Source organism: Paenibacillus cookii (assembly GCF_018333375.1).
Taxonomy (GTDB): domain Bacteria; phylum Bacillota; class Bacilli; order Paenibacillales; family Paenibacillaceae; genus Paenibacillus_AQ; species Paenibacillus_AQ cookii.
In genome coordinates, this window is sequence record NZ_BORW01000003.1 from 212,156 (window position 1) to 226,114 (window position 13,959).

Consider the following 13,959-nt stretch of genomic DNA (forward strand, 5'->3'; position numbering starts at 1 on the left):
CAGGATTCATGGCGCCAAGCCGTTTTCGTTTTCATTTGACGAGGATTCGGGTCCCCGGCGGCGTTTCGTTCGGCCGTTTGCCTTTGACGTGCCACAGCGACGGCGTATCCTTTACCTGCCGCAGCTCGATCTGAAAAGGCCGCCGCTCGGGCAGCCGGGGAAATCGCAGCCGCAGCCTGTTCCCGTCGACATGGCTCTCCGCGGGCTGGATCTCGCCCCATTGCCCTTCGTGTTCATCCAGCACGATGACGCCGGAGGATTCGGGATCGAGCCGTTTGTTGAAGGATACGGTCACGTCCGCGGCGCCATGGACGACCGCCGTCAGAGGCTCGGGAGGTTCCTCGTACATGTACCCGCCCAAATGATATTCATAGGCCGTCCAGGTATGGTATCCCAGATCGTAGACCGTGTTTTGGAACGCGTTCAGCCACTTCCGGCTTTTAACCATATTGGCCCTGGAGCCGACATCCGCCTGGATGCCGAGCGGAAGCTCGGGATACGCGGCGCGGATCGGCGCGGCAAAACTTTCGTACGACCGGACGTATTCCGCTTTGAGCCCGCGTTTCATCCAATCCGGCCAATGCGTCTGCAGCATGTGCAGGTCCGGTTTGACCTTGCCGATCATGGAAATGGCGTCGAGCCCCTGCCATTCCTTCAGCCTTAACGTGGAGACGGCTCCGCCGTCCACGGCAAGCGACCAGGTGGCCACCAGGGCATCGGGACGGGAATCGCGCGCCCCGCCGCGGCCGTTAATGATTTCATCGATGAGTGCATTGACGGCGTCCACGCGGAAATCGATCCATTTGGCGTAAATGTCCGGCGTTTTTTTATAATAATTGGCCGCGAACCTGTTCGCGAACTCGGGAACGTCAAAACCGTATTTTTCTTTGAAAGCCTGCTGCGCCGCTGGCCCGATGTCCCCGTAGACCCCGCGGCGGAGGCCGTCCCATTCGGGGAAATACGGCTCCGCGACTTCGATGCCGTCAAACGGATAGTCGCGGAGCATCCGCGCCACGGCTTCTTTTTTCCACTGCACGTACGCTTCCGAAAACGGGGAAAACCGTACGAACCCGTCGTTCAACTCCTTCATCAGCCCCATTTTCCAGGACGGCCATTCCGGAGGCAAACCCGCGGTCGAAAACGTCCCGTTGCCGATCACAAGCGCCCAGACGGCGATGCCCCGCCGGTGCAGGCAATCGATCAGTTCGCCGTCGACCGCCGTTTCCTTCACGACGAAGTAATGGACCGTCCGGTAACCGGCAAGCTCGATTTCCTCGGCGACGCTGTCCCTGGAACGGTTCTGATAGTACGGAAACGTCGGATCGATTTGAATGCTGGGGCCTTCCAAAGCCCAAAGTTTCAGGTTCTCGGAATCCTTTTTCACGTTGTTCTCCTTCCCTCCCGGCTTCGCTAGCTGCACCTTCCCGTAGTAGCATTGCCGGAAATGGAAAATTTCACCCTTCGTCTTTTTTCCCCGGGAGCCTCTTCACCCCTCACCCGCCCAAAAAGGAGCTCATACAATAGAACAAACACGAAACGGAGGGGATTTCCTTGTCGATACTCAAACGGAGGAAAAACATCACGCTCCAGCAGCGGCTTGCCCAATTGACGGGCCATCTGGCGGAAATCAACGGCGAAGGTTTGGGGCTTGAGCCCGGAAAATTGCAGCGCGTCTTCAAAAGAAATTTCATCCAGGTTTCAGGCGAATTGTTCGTCCCGCTAAGCCTGCAGTCGATCCGGGTCTTCGACGTTAAACCTGCTGCCCGGACCGTCCGGGTCGGCCTTAGGACGACCTTCAAAACGGGGAAAGCTTTCTCCAGCATCCGCCTGGTGCAAATCGGGACCGATTTTGTCGAAGTACAGGCCAAAGGGAAGTTTCCTTCCCGGATTCTGTTCCCGCTGAATAAAATCGAAGGCATTTTTCCGGTCGGCTACCATGCGGCCCCTTCCAAGGCGGCTAGCGTCAGCAAATGAAGGGGATAAAAGGAACGCCACACCCATTTGCGCACCCGGAATTCCTCAAGCCTCTTCCATGCGGCCGGCCCATAGACGAGAACCAGCGTCGGCACAATGCTCAGCATCTGCAGCATGCCGCCGAGCCCGTAAACGAGCATGTAAACCAAATTCAGCAGCAAATGGATAAAAAGAAGGCGTTCGGATGCAAAATAGCGGAAGGACAAGACAAGAAGCAGCCCGTAACAACCGTAATCAAACGGAAAAAGCTGCATGACCGCCCCGGCGCCAAGCACGATGCCAACCTTGGCCCAAACCCGGGACGTGCGGTCAAGCGCCTGCATCACGGCCGCAGCCATGAACAGGGTAGCGACGACGTTCATCCCTCCCGGATTCAGGGCCAGCTGGTAAGGCACTTGCGACAATAAGGCCAGCACGAACAGCCTGACCAAATATCGGGATGGCGACTTCGTATAGCGATGCCCTTGAACGAGGGCGTAGGCATAAATCGGAAATGCCGCCCGGCCGACCATCCGCAGCCAAAGCCGGTCTTCGAAAAATACGATGCCGATATGATCCATGAGCATGGTCAGCATGGCAATCAGCTGCAAAACGACTCCTCTCCCTTGCCGGACAAAGTTTGAATCTAAACCTATTTTACTTGGCTGCGGCTCTTTCTCCAAGTTCCCCTCTGATATAATATAGGCATGAACGTTTTATTTTCTTCTACTTATCTTCGAGGAGGGCAACATTTTGAATTTTGACAAACCGATATCGCGACACATGACCGGCTGCGAAAAGTGGGACGGCATGAAACATATTTTCGGTACGGCGGACGCGCTGCCGATGTGGGTGGCGGACATGGATTTCGAATCCCCGCCATCCGTCATCTCCGCGCTTAAGGAGCGCGTCGAGCATGGGGTATTCGGTTATACCATGCAAACGGACGAATATAAGGGGGCCGTGGCCGGATGGATGAAAGAGCGCCATGGCTGGGAAATCGACACCGATTGGATCGTCTTTTGCCCAGGCGTCGTGCCTGCGTTAAGCTTTGCGGTCCAGGCCTTTACCGCTCCGGGAGACAAAGTGGTGATTCAGCCGCCCGTTTACCCTCCGTTTCACAGCGTCGTGGAAGAGCATGGACGCGAGCTGGTCATCAACCCGCTCCTATCCGAAAACGGCCATTATTCCATGGATTTGAAGGGCCTGGAAGAGATTTTGCAAGGCGGGCAAATCAAAATGCTCATTCTGTGCAGCCCCCACAATCCGGTCGGACGGGTATGGACGCGCGAAGAGCTGGAAGCGTTGGTGACGCTTTGCGTGCGCCATGACGTGCTGATCGTCTCCGACGAGATCCATGCGGACCTGGTTTTCGAAGCGGAGGCCCACACGCCGCTCGCCCTGATCTCCGAAGACGCCAAAAAGAGATCCATCATCTGTACGTCGCCAAGCAAAACCTTTAACATTGCCGGATTGAACACGTCCAACATCATCATTCCGGATCCGGACATCCGCAGCGCCTTCCAAAGCGCGCTCCGGCTTTACCATGTGGGATCGATCAGCGCCCTCGGCAGCACGGCGGCGCAAGCGGCCTACACCGGGGGACGCGAATGGCTGGACGAGGTTTTGGTTTACCTGCAGCAGAACATGGATTACGTGATAAACTACGTCGAAACGCATATGCCGGAAATTAAGGTACGGAAACCGGAAGCGACCTATCTGCTATGGCTCGATTTCCGTGCCCTCGGCATGGATCAGGACGAGCTTTCCGCTTTCCTGCTGGCCAAAGCGAAGCTGGCTCTGAACAACGGCGGAGCTTTTGGCCAAGGCGGGGAAGGATTCATGCGCATGAACGTCGCTTGCCCGAAAGCGACCGTCGCCGAAGCGATGGAACGGCTGAACGCGGCGATGAAGGAATGGCGGCAATTGCCATAGAAGAACCCTGCCTGATCAAAGGGGCGTTGGAGAATTCGGTCAAGACCGAATTCTCTTTTTTTATTTGCGCTATGAAAATTAGCACTGTTTTTGTCGAAATATAGGAGGTGAACTCTTCAAGGGACCACAACATACATATATTTTTGGGGGAATCTTTTTGAAAAAACAACTCAAGGGAGTTTTGCGCCTCTTTAAGATCAAAAGACTGCGCACCAGACTCATGATCATTGTCAGTCTCATGGTCATCATTCCCAACATTTTCGTGGCGTTATTTTCCGTGAACAGCGCGAAAACGGAGCTGCAGGACAAAATGGAGGAAACGACGAAATCCAGCGTCACGCTGCTGGACAACCTTGTGGACAGCATGATTCAAATGCAGGTATCCAACGTAAAAATGCTCGCGGGCCAAATCACGTCCGAGGACATCAGCGTGAACTCGATCAAGGTCCGGAAACTGATCAACGACTACAAATCCCAACACCCGGAGGTCGAATAGGTCTCGGTCGGCAATGACCGGGGAGCCTGGATGAAAGCGCCGGATCCCGGCAAGCAGAACGACTACGATCCGCGCACCCGCGAGTGGTACAAGCTCGCCAAACAATATCCGAATCAGGCGATGGTCGCCGATCCGTCCATATCGTACACGACCGGCAATTACGTGCTTTCCATTTCCAAAATGCTGCCTGATGGAGAAGGGGCGATCACGGTCGACTTCAGCATGAAGGAGATGGACAAGGTCGTCAATAACCTTCACCTTGGCAACAAGGGATACCTGTACATCATGGACCGCAACGACCGCATGATGGCCCATCCGACCAAAAAAATCGGCGATGTGGCGACCGGGCCGCAGCTGGCGATCATCCACAGCCGGAAGGAAGGCTTCGTCCACTATACCAACCCTGACACCCACGTGCCGCAGCAGGGGTATTTCACGACCAACGGAACGACCTCCTTCAAAATCGTGGGCATCCTTCCCGACAGCGAATACGCCGACGCGACGCGCCCGATCCTGTACACTTCCGTGGGCGTGCTCGTTATTGCCGTTGCCGCTATTCTTGTCATCATGTTCTTCATCATCCGCGGCATGACCAAACCGATCGAGCAGCTCAACCGCTCGGCCATCCGGGTCAGCAACGGACATCTGAACGAGCGGGTCAGCACCAAACGCACGGATGAAATCGGAACGCTCGCCGAAAATTATAACGGCATGGTCGCTTCCCTCCGCAACATGGTCATGGACATGGGCAACACCTCCAGCCAATTGGCGGCGTCCAGCGAAGAGCTGACCGCCAGCACCGAAATGAATGCGCAGACGGTCGAATCGGTTTCCCGCCTCGTCTCCGAATCGTCCGAGGGCGCCGCAACCCAGGCTCTGGCCACCGAAGAAAGCGCCCGTACGCTGGAAGAAATGACGCGCGGAATCCAGAAAATCGCCGAGTCGGCAGGAGCGATCGTGGACTCGTCCGGCCGCACGGAAGAAGACGTCGAGGCCGGCAGCCAAAAAATCCGCCAGGTCAGCGCCCAGATGGATACGATCCGCCAATCCACGGTGGAATCCGCGGAGCTGATGGATCAGCTGCATAACCACAGCGCGAGCATCGCCGCGATGAGCACCGCCATTGCCGAAATCTCCAAGCAAACGAACCTGCTGTCGCTGAATGCCGCCATCGAAGCGGCCCGCGCCGGCGAACATGGCCGGGGGTTTGCGGTCGTCGCCGATGAGGTTCGCAAGCTGGCCGATCAGTCCAGCATCACGGCCGACGAAATCCAGCAAACGATCGTCAAGATGACCGATCTGATCGCGAGCGCCTTCGACGTCATGAAAAACAAGGTGCAAGCCGACGTCAGCCATGGGCTCGACGTCACCGCGGAAGCGCTCGAAGCGTTCGTGAACATCGAACGCTCCGCCAAACGGATTTCGGACCAGGTGCAGGACATCTCGGCCATCACGGAACAGATGTCGGCCAGCAGCCAGCAAATTTCGGCTGCGGTCCACGAGGTTGCCGGCATCTCCCGCCAAACCGTCTCCTCGCTCGAGCAGGTCTCCGCGGCAAGCCAGGAACAGCTCGCGTCCATGGAGGAAATCAGCTCCTCCGCGGCGGGCCTCGCCCGGATGGCGACGGACATGCAAGCCATGATCGACCGCTTCAAGCTGGATGAATAAGAAAAAAGGCCGCCTTTCAAGCTGCGTCAGCTTGAAAAGGCGGCCTTTTCATCTATTGGGGCCACGAGAGGGGCGCTTATTTGTTCAGCCGTTCATGCAGGAAATCCACGATGTGGACCGCCTCCATCCGCCCGCTGAGCCCGTGTTCCTCGATGCCGTGCTTCATTTGCAGCAGGCAGCCCGGATTGCTGGTCAGAAGATAGGAAGCCTGAGTAGCTTCGGCATGCTCCATCTTATGGTCCAGAATTTGCCCGGCCATCGCCGGCTGGGTAATGTTGTAGATGCCTGCCGAGCCGCAGCAGCGGTCGGCGCCCGTCATCTCCACGTACTGCGCTCCCTCCACCTGTCGCATCAATTTGCGCGGAGCGTCCGATGAGCGCATGACGTTGCGGAGGTGGCACGAATCCTGATACGTGATCCGAACCGGTTCCGTACCGCCGGCCGCATCGTCCCGGCCGAAGTCCAGTTTTCTTCCGAAGCGTACCAGCAAATCGCTGATATCGACTACCCGTTCCGCAAACCAAACGGCATCGTCCCGCCACTGCGGATCCTCATGCAGCAGATGGTCGTATTCGCTCAGAATCGCGCCGCATCCGCCCGCATTGGACACGATATAATCCACGCCGGCCGCCTTGAACGTTTGAATATTGCGTCTGGCCAGCTCGCGCGCGCCCTCCGCTTCCCCGCTATGGGCATGCAGCGCGCCGCAGCAGTTCTGCTCACGCGGGATGACCACCTCAAAACCGGCGGCCGTCAACAAATCGACCGTGTGGATGTTCGTGTCGGTAAACAGCACGTCCATGATGCAGCCCCTGAACAAGGCCACCGTCGCGATTTTTTCGCCTTTCGCCGGATGGCGGTCGCCGATTTGCTCCACGACGCCGCGCCCGGCGGCATCCGGCAAAATTTTCTCCATATCGCGCAGATGTTTCGGAAACAGCTTCATCGCTCCCGTGGCATGGGCTGCGGCACGGAGCCCGGATTTCTGGTAAAACCGCAAGCCGCGCCCGACCCATTTCATCCGGTTCTGATGCGGGAATACCGTCTTGAAGGCCGCGTGGCGGGCGGCTCTCACAAGCGGCTTATGCCGTTTATGGTCTTCGATCGCGTCCCGTGCCTGCTCGATCAGCTGGCCGTATTTGACGCCAGCCGGGCACGCCGGCTCGCAGGCGCGGCAGCCGAGGCAATGGTTCATCTGGTCTTCGAAAGCCTGATCCGGCGCCATCAGGCCGTCCGTCACCGCTTTCATGAGGGCGATCCGTCCCCGCGGGGATTCGGCCTCCAGCCCGGTTTCCGCAAACGTCGGGCAGGCCGGAAGGCAGAAGCCGCAGCGCATGCAGTTGGTCAGCTGATCTTCGTCAAGGCGTAACCGGAGCTTTTCCGTCAGCGGATTCATCGGTTGCGTTTGCCCGTTAGCCACGTTGGATCACCACCCGTTTCCGCGTTTCTTTCGCGAATACTTTGCCCGGATTCAGCAGATGATCCGGATCGAAGGAGTTTTTGATCGCTTTCATCACGTCCATCCCCGCCGGGCCTACCTTCCATTCCAGATACGGGGACTTGACCATCCCGACGCCATGCTCGCCCGTGATGGTTCCGCCCAGCCGGATCGCCGCTTCGAATATTTCCTCGAAGGCTTCTTCCACCCGCGCGATCTCTTCCTTGTTCCGGGCATCGGTCGTTGCCGTCGGATGGAGGTTGCCGTCCCCCGCATGCCCGAACGTGCTGATCTGCACCTGGTGCTTTTTCGCGATCCGGTTGATTTCGATCACCATGTCGGCGATTTTCGAGCGCGGCACGGTCGCGTCCTCCAGTATGGTCGTCGGGCGCAGCCGGGCGAGCGCCGTAAACGCGCTGCGGCGCGCGGTCAATAGCTTCTCGGCCTCTTCCGGGCTGGCTGCGATGCTGACCTGGTCGGCATGTTCGCTTCGGCAAACCTCGGTGATGATGGCGATATCCCGTTCCACGGCTTCTTGATCGCCGTCCTGCTCGATGATCAGGATCGCCTCCATGTCGAGCGGCAGCCCCAGCTTCGCGAAATCATCCACGACGCGGATGGTGGCGTTATCCAGAATTTCAAGCGTGGCCGGGATGATGCGGTTTTCGATGATTTTCGATACGGTGCGGGCCGCGCCGTACAAGTCCTTGTACATGGCCAGCATCGTTTTCTTGTATCTTGGAGGCGGAATCAGTTTCAGCGTGGCCTCCGTGATGATGGCCAGCGTCCCTTCCGAGCCGACCAGCAGCTTGGTCAGGTCGTACCCCGCCACGTCCTTCATCAGCTTGCCTCCCGTGCGGATCACGTCGCCGCTTGCAAGCACCGCTTCCAGGCCGATCACGTAATCTTTGGTCGTCCCGTATTTCAGGCCGCGCAGCCCTCCGGAGCATTCGGCAATGTTTCCCCCGATCGTGGAAATGGCCATGCTGCTCGGATCCGGCGGGTAAAACAAGCCGAGGCTTTCGACATGCGTGCTGAACTGTTTCGTGTTCAATCCGGGCTGTACCGTGGCCGTCAAATTTTCCAGGTCGATTTCCAAAATGCGGTTCATCCGGTGCATGACCATGACGATGCCGCCCTGCACGGGTACCGTGCCCCCGCATAAATTGGTGCCGGAACCTCTGCCCACGACCGGGATTTTGTAGCGGCTCAGCACCTTCATGATCCGCGACACCTCCTCGGTGCTGGACGGGTAAACAACGCCGTCCGGCAAGGATTGCAGCATCGGCGTGCCGTCATAGGAATGGGTGACGAGCGACTGCGGATCGTCCTTGACGTATGCGCTGCCGAGGATCGAGATCAGTTCGCGTTTGACTTCTTCTTGCAGCAAGGAAAGTCCCTCCTTGGGATTCATTCGGTATCGATGGAATATTTAAATTAATCAGGTCATCTGATGACTTTTCTTGGGAACAAGTATACACTAGAATAGATGAATCGAAAATAGACGTATCGAAATTTTTTTCAGACTTGTCCGCTGCCGATGATAAAATCGCTTCAGATGTTATGGACTCGCGAAACATGCTGCATGACGGGCCAGTTGAATGCCAATAACGATAATGAAACTATAGAGACGGATCAGGATCAGGAATTCGGGAAGGACGTTGAGGAAGATGACCAACCAGCAGAGACCGCTTAAGCAGTACGAATGGGTCATGAACGATTTGAAGGAACGGATGCTCGACGGGCGCCTTGCGCCCGGGGACCGGCTTGCTTCCGTCGTCGACCTGGCGGCCCAATACAACGTGGGCAGATCGACGATCCGGGAGGCGCTGAGCGCGCTGAAAGCGATGGGATTGCTTAACATTAAACAGGGCGGGGGTACGTTCGTCAAAGCTGTTCCTTCGGAAGCCGCGCCGGCCCACCCGATGCAGCGTTACGACGATTTATGGGAAGGACGGGCCGCATCGCTCCGCCACCTTCTGGAGGTGCGCCGCGTTCTTGAGACCGGATGCGCCGCGCTTGCCGCGCTGCATCGAACGGAAGAGGACCTGACCGTCCTCGAAAAGCTGCTCGAAGAGATGGAAAATTCCGATGACGAGCATTTCATCGAACAGGCCGACGTCAAATTTCACCAGCAGATCGCGGCCGCAACCCGCAACCCGCTGCTGCTTGAACTGATGGAATCGCTGTCGAGCCGTCTGCATGAAAACATGAAGGATATGCGCGCGCTTTGGTTTTACGCCGAGCGTTCTTCGGCCGAGCGATTGCTGCAGGAACATATCCGGATCTGCGAAGCCATCGCCAAGCAGGATGCCGGGGAGGCGTCCGCCCGCATGGATTTGCATATTTCGAAAGTCGAGCAGGTGCTGAACGAGAAAAAAGCCGGGGACCATCATCTGCGGATGACGTAAACCGGCTTCTTTTTTTCGCTGCTAGTTTTCGAGCCTGATGACCACGCCGCTCCCGACCGCGCATCGGTCCAGCCCTTCCAGCGTCTGCTCCACCCGCTCGATCATTTTCGCCAGATGGTCGCCGTCGTTGCCGGGCAGAAAAGCCGAATCTTCGGACTCCGCGATATATTGCAGCGTGTTCAAAAACAGCTCCGTTTCCAAATCGATCTCGGCGACATCCCGAAGCGCACCGATCAATTCGTCATAATACAGATCCTCCGGCGGAAACCTGCCTTCCGATTGCAAATAAATTTGCTTCAGCTTCGCTTTGACGCTCATGTGGGCCACGACCAGCGCCGCTTTGCAGAAGCCCGCTTCCAGCAGGGGGCGCGCAAAGTTCATATAACTTCGAGACAAATCGTTCCAGCTGCGGGCTTTGGCATACAGCTCGTACACATCCTTTTCAAAAAGGCCGTTACGGATGCTTCTTTGCGATTGTACCGAAAAAGGCAGCATGTAAATAACCTCCCGTTCAGGATCTTGCAAATGTTGCGATGCCTGACGCCTTCCATGCTTTCGACAGCCGAATGGAAAACGGATCCGATGAAAGACACTGCATGTAATTCGACAAAATCCCCGTTACACCATTTAAACTTCTACCTTGGGACACTCGAGCTTTATGCCCTGCGCTGCTATGAATGGTACTAAGGACCTCCATGTTCTTGCGTCTGGATACCCAGTGTGATCCCTTATTGCGTGTATGCTATATATGTCGGCCTTTCTTACTAAAAAATGAATATTATTCCAACAAAAAATGCGCGACTTTTGCGAAAGAGCCTGATTTTGGGGCCCCGCCGCTTTGACGTGGTGCTATAATGAATAAGCCCGCCATTTTACATCATGAAGAAAAAGGAAGCTGAATGTATGATTGCTACCATATTGCTTGAAGTCGTGCTGCCGGTGTTTGTGCTGATTGCGTTCGGCTCGCTGATGCAGCGGCTTTTCCAACTGGATTTATACACTTTATCCAAAATCAACTTTTATTTCATCACGCCGGCCGCGGTTTTTATGAGCATGTACCATTCCGATATGTCCGGCGAGCTGCTGGGGACCGTCGTTATGTTTTACGCCTTGTACGTCCTCATTTTATGGCTGCTGGGGACCGTGACGGGGCGCCTGTTCAAATTCGAAAGCAGCATGAAAGCGGCCTTTAACAACAGCATCATGCTCGACAATTCCGGGAATTACGGAATGCCGATCAACGCGCTCGTCTTTAAGGGGGATATGCTCGCTTCGTCGATGCAGGCGCTGATCATGTCCCTGCAAAGCCTGCTGACCTTCACGTACGGCGTCATCGCGATCCAGGGAGCGAAGATGAAAGGCAACTACCGGAGCATGCTGATCGGCTTTTTGAAGATGCCCGTGCCGTATGCTTTGGTTTTGGGGCTGCTGCTGCATGTGCTGAAGGCGCCGCTGCCTTTGTTCGTATCCCAGCCTTTAACCTATGCGCAGCAATCGATGGTTGCCATCGCGCTGCTGACCCTGGGGGCGCAGATCGTCAAATACCCGCTCAAGCTTTACCGCTTGGACGTATACGTCAGCATGTTCCTGAAGCTGATCATCGGTCCGGCCATCGGATGCGCGCTCGTCTTCGCGCTGGGACTCAAAGGAATACCCGCGCAGGCGCTGCTGATCGCATCCGGCATGCCGACGGGCGTCAATACGTCGATCCTGGCCGAAGAATATCGGAACGAACCCGATTTCGCCGCCCAAACCGTGCTGCTCTCCACCCTGTTTAATGTCGTGACCATTACGGGATTGATCTCCCTCGCAAAGATGTTCTGAGCCTATTCCAAACGAATTCCGAGCATATTCCGTGCTAAATTCGCCGTCATTCTGTGGTAAGATGGATATACGGCAATAGAGTTTAATATTGGGAATTCAGGAGTGGTTAACCATTGGAATTGGAAAAAAGGATTGAACAGCTAGAAGCCAAAATGAAACAAATGGAGCTTGAGCTGACGGAACTGCGCCATGCCAGGCGCGGGGCGGACCAGCCCGTTCAGGGGCCGGCGCCGGGGGTAACGCCTCCGCACGCGGGCGCTCCGGGGTATGCCGGGCACCCTCCGCAGGCTCATCCGCCTTACGGTCAGCCGCGGGTCCCGAACCAGGCCGTTCCCCCGCAGGGCATGCCGGGGCATCATGCCCCTCCGGGCCAGGGCATGTATGGCCCCCCGGCTCCGGGACAAGGGGGGCCGGGTTACCGGCCCGGACCGCAGGGCATGCCGGGATATCCTCCTGCAGGCGTCCCGGGCCAAGGTTATCAGGGCCAGGTTCCGCCGCAACAGCCCCGGATGCAGGGGGCCGGCCAGCCTTATCCGCCGGGGATGAATCCGTACGCTTATCCCGGGCAACAGGCGCAGGTTCCACGCGAACCCAAGCCGCCGAAGGACTGGGAACATCTCATCGCCAGGGTATGGCTTCCGCGGGTCTTTATCGTGGTCCTCCTGCTCGGCGTGTTATGGGGATTTACGGCAGTGGTCAAAGCCGGATATTTGACCGAACCCGTTCGCTGCCTGCTGGGCGTCGTCGCAGCCGCCGTCATGTATTGGCTGGGCGAACGGCAGCTCCGCAGCAAACGGGAGGCGCTCGGACAGGTGCTTTTGGGGGGTTCGATCGGCATCCTCATCTTGTCCGTGTTTGCGGCCCATCAGCTGTATGACCTGATCCCTTCGGGCATCGCGTTTGCGCTTTACGTCATTTCGATTGCGCTATGCGTGTTTACGGCGCTCAGACGCCGCTCGCAAACGCTGATCATCATCGCGACGGTGGCCGGGTATCTCGTTCCTTTCCTCGTGCATTCCGCCGAGCCGAATGCTTGGGTGCTGGCGGGATACGAGACCGCGTTTTCGCTGGCGATGATCGCCGTCGCCTTGAAATTCGATTTCCGAGCCGCCTATTTCGTCGCGGCCGGGGTGCTTCATCTGCCGCTTCTGATCGCTTACGCGGCAGGCGACTTCGATGAAAGCCGCCACGTTTTCATCGGAGCGGTATTCATTCAGCATGCAGCATTGCTCGCCTACGCCTTCTTCGGGCCCGGACGCCGCAAGCTTGACGAAACGTTGTCGTTATTCCCCGGATTCGGCGTCATGGCATTATGGATGTATGCCTTGTACCCGCTGTGGGAAGGTTCCGTCCATTGGCGGCCGTTGATGCTGCTCGTGTGGGCGCTGGTTTACACCCTGGCCGCATGGGGCAAATACATGAAGGAACAGCGTTCCCCCGTGTTCGTCTCCATCGCAACCGTCGCCTGGTTCCTGTGGGCATTCGATATTTCGAACCAGCATTATGCGCCGGCTTCCGCGATCGTCATTGGAACCGCGGGCATCGTCCTAGGCATGGTGCTGAAAAGTTATATGCAGCAAATCACGGCAGCCATCGTATTGCTGTACGGCGCGGCGGGCACGCTGTTTTTGGCCATCCATCGCATCTTTTCCGCCGAAACCCTTTCCTGGCTCGTGCTGCTGGCCTCCCTTGCGGTTCTGTCGTACGCGCTGCGGCGTATGCCGCAACGGATGTTGTCCAACCGCTGGCCGGATATTCTCATGTGGATCGATGCCGGGCTTGCGATCATTTTTATTACCGAGGCGACCAACGTGCTGACCGGCGGGCTGACGAAAGACCTGCGGCATTTGGTGTTGTCCGCGGTGTGGGCGGTGTACGCCATCGCCGTCATCGTATGCGGCGTCATGCTTCAGCGCCGGATGGTCCGGCTTGCGGGCATCGGCTTGCTCTTCCTCACGCTGGTCAAAGTCATCGTCGCCGACCTGCCGGACGTATCCGTTGCGGTCAGAGCGATTTTGTTCATCGGACTCGGCGCGATCGGCATCATCGTCTCCAGGCTCATGTACAAACGCAAACAGGTTCCGCCGCAATCGCCGCCTGATGATGCGGCCGTGGAACGTTAATGCCGACGCGTCGGTACCTGCCTGAACTTATACGAGAAATCGTTTATAGGATGTAAATGCAAACAAAGCAGTCGCGACCCCGTAGCGGGAATGCGGCTGCTTTGTTTTCGT

12 protein-coding genes are annotated in these 13,959 nt (G+C 57.1%); 7 read left to right on the forward strand and 5 right to left on the reverse strand.

The annotated features are described in order from the left end of the window. Nucleotides 1-31: 31 nt before the first annotated feature. Nucleotides 32-1,384 carry a copper resistance CopC family protein gene (locus KI367_RS05625; protein WP_212948253.1) on the reverse strand — a complete coding sequence of 451 codons (1,353 nt, stop codon included), beginning with the start codon at nucleotides 1,382-1,384 and terminating at the stop codon, nucleotides 32-34. 167 nt (nucleotides 1,385-1,551) lie between these two features. Here KI367_RS05625 and KI367_RS05630 point away from each other — a divergent pair, with 167 nt between their 5' ends. Beyond that, the gene (locus KI367_RS05630) at nucleotides 1,552-1,974 is read left to right on the forward strand and encodes a hypothetical protein (RefSeq protein WP_246536661.1); all 423 of its coding nucleotides are present in this window, start codon (nucleotides 1,552-1,554) and stop codon (nucleotides 1,972-1,974) included. Here the strand turns inward: KI367_RS05630 and KI367_RS05635 are convergent. After that, the gene (locus KI367_RS05635; RefSeq protein ID WP_036713895.1) at nucleotides 1,932-2,564 is read right to left on the reverse strand and encodes a TraX family protein; all 633 of its coding nucleotides are present in this window, start codon (nucleotides 2,562-2,564) and stop codon (nucleotides 1,932-1,934) included. The genes KI367_RS05630 and KI367_RS05635 overlap by 43 nt on opposite strands. A gap of 142 nt (nucleotides 2,565-2,706) precedes the next feature. On the opposite strand from KI367_RS05635, the gene KI367_RS05640 reads away from it, so the two are divergent. The 3 genes from KI367_RS05640 (at nucleotide 2,707) to KI367_RS05645 (ending at nucleotide 6,052) form a co-directional block, all read left to right on the forward strand. Next, complete coding sequence (locus tag KI367_RS05640; RefSeq protein WP_212948255.1) at nucleotides 2,707-3,888, forward strand: MalY/PatB family protein; 1,182 nt, start codon at nucleotides 2,707-2,709, stop codon at nucleotides 3,886-3,888. A 157-nt stretch (nucleotides 3,889-4,045) separates the two neighbouring features. Continuing rightward, nucleotides 4,046-4,384, forward strand: a complete 339-nt coding sequence (locus KI367_RS27100; protein ID WP_052147290.1) for a hypothetical protein — start codon at nucleotides 4,046-4,048, stop codon at nucleotides 4,382-4,384. Between the two features lie 30 nt (nucleotides 4,385-4,414). Next, nucleotides 4,415-6,052, forward strand: coding sequence for a methyl-accepting chemotaxis protein (locus KI367_RS05645; protein ID WP_246536662.1), 1,638 nt, complete (start codon nucleotides 4,415-4,417; stop codon nucleotides 6,050-6,052). 76 nt (nucleotides 6,053-6,128) lie between these two features. Here KI367_RS05645 and KI367_RS05650 read toward each other — a convergent pair whose 3' ends face one another. Both KI367_RS05650 and KI367_RS05655 read right to left on the reverse strand, forming a co-directional pair. Then, entirely contained in the window at nucleotides 6,129-7,448 is a 1,320-nt protein-coding gene (locus KI367_RS05650) for a (Fe-S)-binding protein (RefSeq protein WP_212948329.1), read from the reverse strand. A gap of 16 nt (nucleotides 7,449-7,464) precedes the next feature. Further along, complete coding sequence (locus KI367_RS05655; RefSeq protein ID WP_212948256.1) at nucleotides 7,465-8,880, reverse strand: FAD-binding oxidoreductase; 1,416 nt, start codon at nucleotides 8,878-8,880, stop codon at nucleotides 7,465-7,467. Nucleotides 8,881-9,160: 280 nt separating this feature from the next. On the opposite strand from KI367_RS05655, the gene KI367_RS05660 reads away from it, so the two are divergent. After that, entirely contained in the window at nucleotides 9,161-9,901 is a 741-nt protein-coding gene (locus KI367_RS05660) for a FadR/GntR family transcriptional regulator (RefSeq protein ID WP_212948258.1), read from the forward strand. Nucleotides 9,902-9,922: 21 nt separating this feature from the next. On the opposite strand, the gene KI367_RS05665 is transcribed toward KI367_RS05660, so the two are convergent. After that, the gene (locus KI367_RS05665) at nucleotides 9,923-10,396 is read right to left on the reverse strand and encodes a hypothetical protein (RefSeq protein WP_036713903.1); all 474 of its coding nucleotides are present in this window, start codon (nucleotides 10,394-10,396) and stop codon (nucleotides 9,923-9,925) included. Between the two features lie 408 nt (nucleotides 10,397-10,804). On the opposite strand from KI367_RS05665, the gene KI367_RS05670 reads away from it, so the two are divergent. Together KI367_RS05670 and KI367_RS05675 are read left to right on the forward strand one after the other, a co-directional pair. Further along, a complete protein-coding gene (locus tag KI367_RS05670; protein ID WP_036713904.1) occupies nucleotides 10,805-11,725 on the forward strand; it encodes an AEC family transporter in 921 nt (306 codons plus the stop codon). Nucleotides 11,726-11,838: 113 nt separating this feature from the next. Continuing rightward, the gene (locus KI367_RS05675; RefSeq protein ID WP_212948260.1) at nucleotides 11,839-13,848 is read left to right on the forward strand and encodes a DUF2339 domain-containing protein; all 2,010 of its coding nucleotides are present in this window, start codon (nucleotides 11,839-11,841) and stop codon (nucleotides 13,846-13,848) included. Nucleotides 13,849-13,959 lie beyond the last annotated feature (111 nt).